This is a genomic window from uncultured Paracoccus sp. (genome assembly GCF_937873615.1).
In the GTDB taxonomy this organism is placed as follows: domain Bacteria; phylum Pseudomonadota; class Alphaproteobacteria; order Rhodobacterales; family Rhodobacteraceae; genus Paracoccus.
Genome location: NZ_CALMYP010000037.1, coordinates 1 through 8,486, shown reverse-complemented (window position 1 = coordinate 8,486; position 8,486 = coordinate 1). Strand labels below are relative to the sequence as shown.

Annotated in this window: 7 protein-coding genes and 1 tRNA gene; 3 read left to right on the top strand and 5 right to left on the bottom strand. The window is 64.1% G+C overall.

Going from position 1 to position 8,486, the window contains the following annotated elements; genetic code table 11:
• From Q0330_RS10300 to Q0330_RS10285, 4 genes are all read right to left on the bottom strand, one after another.
• On the bottom strand, positions 1-641 hold a 641-nt coding region (locus tag Q0330_RS10300), incomplete at its 3' end, for a GTP-binding protein (protein WP_299478319.1).
• 18 nt (positions 642-659) lie between these two features.
• Complete coding sequence (gene rpsG, locus Q0330_RS10295; protein ID WP_299478317.1) at positions 660-1,130, bottom strand: 30S ribosomal protein S7; 471 nt, start codon at positions 1,128-1,130, stop codon at positions 660-662.
• A gap of 12 nt (positions 1,131-1,142) precedes the next feature.
• The gene (gene rpsL / locus Q0330_RS10290; protein WP_022705687.1) at positions 1,143-1,514 is read right to left on the bottom strand and encodes a 30S ribosomal protein S12; all 372 of its coding nucleotides are present in this window, start codon (positions 1,512-1,514) and stop codon (positions 1,143-1,145) included.
• A 314-nt stretch (positions 1,515-1,828) separates the two neighbouring features.
• Positions 1,829-3,181, bottom strand: a complete 1,353-nt coding sequence (locus Q0330_RS10285; protein WP_299478313.1) for an ATP-binding protein — start codon at positions 3,179-3,181, stop codon at positions 1,829-1,831.
• A 61-nt stretch (positions 3,182-3,242) separates the two neighbouring features.
• On the opposite strand from Q0330_RS10285, the gene Q0330_RS10280 reads away from it, so the two are divergent.
• Together Q0330_RS10280 and Q0330_RS10275 are read left to right on the top strand one after the other, a co-directional pair.
• Positions 3,243-4,082: an MBL fold metallo-hydrolase gene (locus Q0330_RS10280; protein ID WP_299478310.1), complete on the top strand. Its 840-nt coding sequence runs from the start codon at positions 3,243-3,245 to the stop codon at positions 4,080-4,082.
• A gap of 59 nt (positions 4,083-4,141) precedes the next feature.
• Positions 4,142-4,216: transfer RNA gene (locus Q0330_RS10275), tRNA-Asn, on the top strand.
• A 159-nt stretch (positions 4,217-4,375) separates the two neighbouring features.
• Here the strand turns inward: Q0330_RS10275 and Q0330_RS10270 are convergent.
• Positions 4,376-7,843, bottom strand: a complete 3,468-nt coding sequence (locus Q0330_RS10270) for a type ISP restriction/modification enzyme (protein ID WP_299478307.1) — start codon at positions 7,841-7,843, stop codon at positions 4,376-4,378.
• Positions 7,844-8,127: 284 nt separating this feature from the next.
• Here Q0330_RS10270 and Q0330_RS10265 point away from each other — a divergent pair.
• Positions 8,128-8,486, top strand: a 359-nt coding sequence (locus Q0330_RS10265) for a hypothetical protein (RefSeq protein ID WP_299478304.1), incomplete at its 3' end; no start/stop codon positions are given.

Below are 8,486 nucleotides of genomic sequence, written 5' to 3'. Positions count from 1 at the left end.
CGGATCGGCTGACGGACCCAGCTTGCGCCGAGGTCTTCGCCCTTCCAGACCCATTCTTCCATCTTGATCAGGTCGACCATGCCTTCCAACTGGTCCTCGGCGCCGATCGGCAGGGCGATCGGGCACGGGGTGCCGCCGGTGCGTTCCTTGATCATGCGCACGCAGTTGAAATAGTCGGCGCCGATCTTGTCCATCTTGTTGACGAAGACGATCCGCGGAACCTTGTAGCGGTCGGCCTGACGCCAGACGGTTTCGGTCTGCGGCTCGACGCCGGCATTGGCGTCCAGAAGGCAGATCGCACCATCCAGAACCGCCAGCGAGCGTTCGACTTCGATGGTGAAGTCGACGTGGCCGGGGGTGTCGATGATGTTGAAGCGGTACTTCGTGTCCGAAGTCCCTTCGGTGGTCGGGTCTTCCTGGCGCTGCCAGAAGGTCGTCGTGGCCGCAGACGTGATGGTGATGCCGCGCTCGGCTTCCTGTTCCATCCAGTCCATGGTCGCGGCGCCGTCATGGACTTCGCCGATCTTGTGCGACTTGCCGGTGTAGTAAAGGATACGCTCGGTCGTCGTCGTCTTGCCGGCATCGATGTGGGCCATGATGCCGAAGTTGCGATAACGCTGAAGCGGATATTCGCGTGCCATAATGGGCCTTCCTTCCGGTTACCAGCGGTAGTGGCTGAACGCTTTGTTGGCGTCGGCCATCTTATGCGTGTCTTCGCGCTTCTTGACGGCGGTGCCGCGGCCATTGACGGCATCGGCCAGTTCGCCCGCAAGGCGCTCTTCCATGGTGTTCTCGTTGCGGTTCTTGGCCGCGGTGATCAGCCAGCGGATCGCCAGCGCCTCGCGGCGCGACGGGCGAACCTCGACCGGGACCTGATAGGTCGCACCACCGACGCGGCGCGAGCGCACTTCGACGGAGGGTTTCACATTGTCGAGCGCTTCGTGGAAGACTTCGACCGGGGCGCGCTTCAGCTTGCCCTCGACGCGATCCAGCGCGTTGTAGACGATGCGTTCGGCGACCGATTTCTTGCCGTCGACCATCAGGTTGTTCATGAATTTGGTGAGCACGCGATCGCCATATTTGGCGTCGGGCAGCACTTCGCGCTTCTCAGCGGCGTGACGACGTGACATGTGCCTATCTCCTTATTTCGGACGCTTGGCGCCGTATTTCGAACGACGCTGGCGACGATCCTTGACGCCCTGGGTATCCAGCACACCGCGCAGGATGTGGTAACGGACACCCGGAAGGTCTTTCACACGGCCGCCACGGATCAGCACGACGCTGTGTTCCTGCAGGTTGTGCTTTTCGCCCGGGATATAGGAGATGACCTCGAACCCGTTGGTCAGGCGCACCTTGGCGACTTTCCGCATGGCCGAGTTCGGTTTCTTCGGCGTCGTGGTATAGACGCGCGTGCAGACGCCGCGCTTCTGCGGGCATCCCTGGAGGTGCTGCGACTTCGAGCGCTGCACTTTCGGCTGCCGCGGTTTGCGGATCAGCTGTTGGATCGTAGGCATTCGGTTCCCCGTCTTGCTCTGTCAATACTCGCAGTCGTCAGACTGCGCCACTTCTCGACGGCCAATTGCGCGAATCGCAAAAAGCCAAAGCCCATCCGTTCCCCTGCGGGGGCGGAGTGGCTATCCAGCGAATTCAGGCACTTGTCCCGAATTCCGACCATCTGGTTCTGGACCCCGAGGGCGAAGAACCCGTCAGGTCGTGCGGGCTATAGGCGCAATCGGCAGGGCTGTCAACAACGCGCGCCCCGCAATTGCTGGCCCGCAAGCCCCCGGATACGGGATCGGGTCGGGGGCGTCCGCCCCCCTGCCCGGCCTTAACGCGGAAAGGCGATTTCGGCGCGCAACCCGCCCAGATCGGCGCTGCGTCCCAGCCTCAGTTGACCGCCCAGCATCCGCGCCGTATCGGCGGCAAGCGCCAGGCCCAGACCCGCCCCCTCGCCCCGGTTGCGCGAGCGTCCGGGATCGAGCCGGCTGAACGGGCGCAGCGCGTCTTCGTAGCGATCCTCGGGGATACCCGGCCCGTCATCCTCGACGATGATGCGCACCGCGCGCGGGCTGGTGGCCAGTTCGATCCGGGTATGGCCGGCATAGCGCGCGGCATTGCCGATCAGGTTCTCGACGGCACGGCGCAGCATGTCGGGCCGGAAGGTCGCCGCATCCTCGGGCCCGAGACCCGGTGCCACCAGTTCGATCTGCTGGCCGGCGCGGGCGGCGTCGTCGATGATGCGCTGGATGAACGGCAGAAGCGCCACCTCCTCGGCCCCGGCAGCGTCCTGTGCCGCATCCCGGGCGAAGGCCAGGAAGGCATTGATCATGCGCGACATCTCGTCGAGATCGCGGCGCATGGCGGCGATTTCCTCGGCATCGGGTTCGATATCGGGGCTGAGCATCGACAGCGACAGTTGCAGCCGGGTCAGCGGCGTGCGCAGGTCGTGGCTGATCCCCGACAGCATCATGCCACGCTGCTCGGCCAGCCGCTCCAGCCGGTTGCGCATGTCCAGAAAGGCGGTGCCGGCGCTGCGGATCTCGATCGCGCCGCCGGGCCGATAGGGGGTGACACGGCCGCGCCCGTAATCCTCGGCCGCCTGCGCCAGCCGCCGGATCGGGCGCAGCTGGTTGCGCAGGAACAGGCCCGCGATCACCGTCATCAGCGCTGCAGTAAAACCCAGCAGGACCAGCAACTGATGCGGGTTCGAGGCACTGACCCGACCGCGCGAAAACGTCAACGCGTAAGGCCCAAGCGGACCGTCCAACCCAATCCGCACCTGCTTGAGATCCGCCAGTTCGACCGCGCGCAGCCCGGGCAGTTGCGCTCGAAGCTCCTCCATGACGATGCGCCCGGAAATATCATAGAAAACCCGACTGTCCGCGACCGGACCACCCGGAATTTCCATCCCGATGCCAAGGTTTCCCGCGACCCAACGCGCCGTCTCCAGCGCCGCCGCCCGGTCTGGCCCCTGTTCGAGACTGTGCCGCACGAAGGCCACCTCGCCCGCGACATTGCGCGTCATCTGACGGGTCACGTCGTCGAAATGGCGCTGCAGGAACATAACCGTGACAACCAGCACAAGGGTAAAGACCGGCAGAAGCAGGATCAGCACCGCCCGCCCGTAAAGCCCGCGCGGCATGAGGTGCTTCAGCCAGCCGAGTTCAGGTCCGAATTGCATGGCGCCCCCATCCTTGCGCGGCTAGGTTAATCGCCAAACCCGCGAAGGAAAACCCGCGACGATGCTGCAGACGATCCTGGCCCCCAACCCCTCGCCCCTGACCGGTCCGGGCACCAACACCTTTCTGCTCGGCAAAGGTCAGATCGCCGTCATCGACCCCGGCCCCGACATCGCCAGCCACCGCGCCGCGATTCTGGAAGCCGGGGCTGGGCGGATCAGCCATATCTTCGTGACCCATGCCCATCTCGACCATTCCGGGGGCGCCGCCGCGCTGGCACAGGCCACCGGCGCCCCGATCCTGGCTTTCGGAACCGCCGATGCCGGCCGCTCGCCGATGATGGCACGGCTGAGCGGGACCGCCGGCGGCGGCGAGGGCCGCGACACCGCCTTCCGCCCCGACCGCCTGCTGCGCGACGGCGAGACCGTGACGGGCGACGGCTGGTCGCTTCGCGCCATCCACACCCCCGGCCACATGGGCAATCACCTGGCGTTTCTCTGGGAGGATCGGCTTTTCTGCGGCGATCTGATCCTGGGCTGGTCCTCGACCCTGATCTCGCCCCCCGATGGCGATCTGATCGACTATTTCCGCAGCCTCGACCGGATCGCGGCACTGGCGCCCCGCCGCCTGCTGCCCGCCCATGGCGACCCGGTCGAGGATCCCGCCACCCGGATCGAGGAACTCCGCACCCATCGCCGCCAGCGCAGCGCCGAGATCCTGCGCGCCCTGCGCGACGGCCCCGCCGATGCCGCCACCCTGGCGGGGCGAATCTATACCGTCCCACCGCAGCTTCTGCCGGCCGCGGCACGCAACGTCCTCGCCCATCTGATCGCCCTGAGCGAGATCGGCGCCCTCTCTGCCCCAGCCCATATTGGCCCGGAAACGCAATTTTCGCTGCCATGAAAATTTTGCGACAATCCCTCTGGACGCCCCCAGAACAGGTTGCTATATCGCCCCCGTGTTCCGGCGTAGCTCAGCGGTAGAGCAGTTGACTGTTAATCAATTGGTCGTAGGTTCGATCCCTACCGCCGGAGCCATAAAATCAGATACTTAGCTACCCGACCTGCCCGAAAACCTTACGCGACGTAAGGCTAAAGTAAGGCTCGGGGTCCGTTTCCCGGGCTCCTTGCTTGGGCAGAGGCAGGCCGCGACGACGCGGCCAAACCCCCAGAATCATAGGCGAAAGCCGGGCGCGATCAGTCGTCGTCGCCGTCTTCGTCTTCGTCATCGCCGCCGAACAGGTCGGGCTGGTCGTCGGAGGCCGTAGCCTTACCCGGAGCCTTACGTTGCTCGGGCGTCGGCGCGGGCAGATCGGCGGCGGCGAAGCACGGCCCGGCGACGACCTTGTCCAGCACCTTCTCTAGCTCGGGCTCCATCGCAAGGGTCGATTCCAGAACCCAGAGCAGTTCCAGAAATTCGTCGCTCATGCGCGCGGTCCAGCGCTCGGGGCGGATGTCGTCCAGCGGCGAGGACTTCTTGCCCGCCCGCTTCTTCATCCGGTAGCCCAGCCACGACTTCACGACCTCAAGGCCGGACACTTCGAAGTCCCAGACCTCGGGCGCGACCGGGCCGAAGCGACCGTCGCCCACGGCAATCTCGCGCTTGGCCGCGTCATAGGCGTATTCCTCGGGGTAGTGCTTCGGGTCGGACGACACGCCTTTGATCGTCGTCGCCTTGCCCTGCGGCACGTCATCGCCGCGCCCGTCGCCCCGGAAGCGCTCGGCATAGGTATGCAGCCAGATCAGCTTGCGGCCCAGTTTCGCCGCCTCGGCAAAGGTCCCGCCGTCCTTGGTCATGGGCACACGCGGGCCGGGCGTCTCAAGCTCGTTCCAGAAGCGCCGGGTATAGGACTGGCCGCCAAGCAGCGCATAGACGTAGGCCGCCAAATCCTCGGGCGACGGCGTGGTGCCGTATTCCTTCCCGAGCGCGTCCAGCAGACCGGCGGTCACGTTCGGCTCCGTCCCTGCAACATCCCGGTAGAGGGGGATCACATCCTTGCCGCCCCGCCCGCAGAATGCGTCCTTGTCCGGCACCGCTGAGCTTGCGCAAAGCCCCGCCCCCACTCCGATCACTTTGGTGCTCATAGTCATCAGGAAAACTTGCTTTTCCGAGACTATGTCCCAAAGCAATCCGCCCATACGGTCGTTCAACCGATTGTCTTCAAACGCAAAATGCCGATCCAGAAAGCGCCACTGGTAGGGACGGATTTGCGGCCTAGCGTCCTTCTTTGTCAGCCCGGCGACTGGCGGCATCGCTGCCCGCGACGAATGATGGGGGTAGGCCCGAGAGACATCGCGGTAGTTGTTGTTGTGGAAGGCCTTTGGTTTCTCCGTGGCCGGTGCCGAAACCAAGCGATCCCATCTAGTTGCCAGAAGTTCGGCATTCTCGGCTACCGGCCAAGCTCTACCAAACATCGAACCACTTCTCTGGAACGGGAATAGATCAATCACAAGTGGCCAAGCGAAATAGTCTCCTTGGCCAGAAGGAAGAAAGGGTGAGTGCCAACCACTATCGCAATCACGCCAAGCCAGACCCGAAAACCCATCAATCGTGTCAAGCCGCGCCAGCTTCTCTTCACGATCTGCGCCGTCCACCTTCGCGTAGCGAACCATTGCCGGTTTGTCGGACAATGGCTTTTCAGATCGAACACCGACAGCAATCGCAACTGGCGTCTTAATGGCGAATACATTCGGCGTCTTTCGGGTGCCGATATTGTCGCCGCCTAGGTCAATTACCCAAAGCTCATCGAATGTCCGGCGCATCACTTCACGGACACCGATAAAGCCCGGACCGGCAAGATAGCTCGACGCGGTAATAAACGTCACTACGCCTCCGCATTTCTGCTGCTCAAAGAGCCTCCAGAGCGCCCACCGCCAGAAATAGACATAGTCGTTATACAGATTCTTCAGATGGACTCCGGCACCGGCTTCCGACGCCGGTTCCGTAAAGTCGCGGAAGATCGGGCGTTCCCCCTGTTCCTCTTGCTTCGCCCCGCCTTCGATCTGGTCGCCAAACCGAACCCAGCCGCCCTTACGCCTAGTTTTTGTGTCCTCAAAATCAATCTGTTGGCGGTCATAAGGCGGGTTGCCAAGGCACACGAGCACGTCGCCTGTGTTCTTCACCTTCCGCGCGGCCTCGTGTTCTTCGGTAAAGGCCCGATAGGTCAGCGTCAGGATCGGCGGCTTCGAGTTCGGACTTTCAAGTGTGTCAGCCAGGTAAATGTTCAGCCGCTTGCCGAGCTTTTCCTCGGGCTCGCCCGCCGCCGCCTTGGCGTCGTTCATCGCGCCTTCCAGCGCCTGCGCCAGCCGCAGGTGGGCAACGGCATAGGGGCCGACCAGCACCTCGAACCCATGCATGTTCTCGGCCATCTGCCGCGCCCGGGCCGCGACCGCGCCGGGGCCGGACCGCTTTCGCACCTTCTCCAACCCGTGCTTCACCGCCGCGACGGGATAGGTGCCGGTGCCCACGGCGGGGTCAAGGAACACCACGCCATCGTCGGCAAAGCCCAGCTTCTTGCCGAACCGCTTTTCCAGCAGTTCCGAGGCAAGGCGCACTTGCAATTCAACGACCTCGCGCGGGGTATAGTAGACGCCGTAATCCTTGCGCAGCTTCGGGTCGTAGGCAGCGAGGAAGTCCTCGTAGAAATACAGCCAGAGGTCGGGCTTCGATTTCAGGAAGTCGTGCGGGTCCAGCGCTTCTAGCGACCGGCGCAGCATCTCGAACCCGACCACAAGTTCATCGCGCGCGGCCTTCTGCCCAAGAAGCTCAAGCGTCCGGGCCAGCAGGCCGTTGTTCGCGTCCAGCGTCTTCGCGGCCTCAGCCGGGTCCAGCTTCGTGGCGCCGGACAGGCGGGCCAGCAGCATCGCGTAGGTCACGGTCTGGGCATAGGCATCCGCGAACTTTGCGTCGTCGGAATCGGGGAAGAAGAATTGCCGCCACTCGTTTGCGAGAAGCCCGACCGCCGATCCCGTCTGGGTCAGCGCGTTTTCCACCTCGGAGCGCAGGAAACGGGTCAGCGGCGCGAGATACTGGGCGAGCGGCGTCGGCTGGTGCGGCACGACAGGGTTCCAGCGCAGAAACGGTTCCAGCAGGCGGGCGAGGTCTGCCAGATCGGTTCCGGCGATGGCGGCCTTACCCTTCACGGTCGGGTCGTCGGTCAGCTTCACGATGGGGAAGCCGTCCGGTCGCTCGCCCGAGTGGTAGAGCGCCCATTCCTGCCCGTCCGTATAGATCAGGTTCGGCAGACCTTTCAGCTTGGCCCACTGCTTCTTGTTGTGGTCGCCTTTCAGCTTCGGCGCGTCGGCTCCGAGGCCGGGGGCCTTCAACTCGACGTAACCGCAGATCAGGCCACCAACGTAGATAGCTATGTCGGGCCGGACCTTGTGTTCGGAGAGGTGTGTCTCGGTCCGGGTCTCGACCTTCAACCCGAGTTTCGCACCAGCGGCGACGAAAAGCGCCGCCACATCCGGTTTCAACTGGTCCTCGGGAGAGGCCGTTCCGGTCAGGGCGAACTTAGCCTTCAGGTTGTCCGCGAATTTCTCAAGATCGGCTGCGTCCACTGCCCCACCCCTACACCTTGTTCTTGTTTCCCAAGGAATAGCAGACAGTTGTGCCCAAGGATACAACGAAGGCGAGCGCGGGCGGATCGCACACGCCTGTTCCAAACGCTTCTCCCTTGACAGGATCGCGGCTTGGCCTCAGGTCGAAGGTGTCGTGGGAAATGCGGGCCTCCGGGCTCCACCTATGCCGGACAGTTCCGGGACCATCGACCGGCGGGGGGCCACTCCCCCATCAAACCTTAAGGCAGGCTGCCCAAGGGCAGACCGGGACCGAATATGGCGCCGACCATCAAGACCATTCACCCATTTGGGGTGCTGGCCTCGGTGTGTCGGTTTTCCCAATCCACGCAACCGAACGCCAGCGCCCTCCACAACGGAGGACACAGGCTGTGTCAGAAGAAACGAAGTTCGACGCCGCGACCGCGCGCGTCTTCAACCGCCGCCCCGGTGGCTCCCGCCACTTCGCCTACGAGGACCACGCCGGGTCGGTCTGCCTCTGGTGCCGCAGCGAATTGGCGCGCGGCGGCGTGGCGATCAGCGCGAGCGCCGTCGAATGGCTGGGCAAGCAGGAAGGCGCGAAGTTCATCCGCCTCACCAACGCCAAGAGCAGCACGGACATCGTGCTGCCGCTCGAAGAAGTGCCGTTCGGGCAGGAGCGGATCGGGCCGACCGGGGTCTACCACATCATCGACCCGGATGTAGGCGGCAAAGGCCGGACCGTCCATCGCCCCTTTGATGCACCACGGGG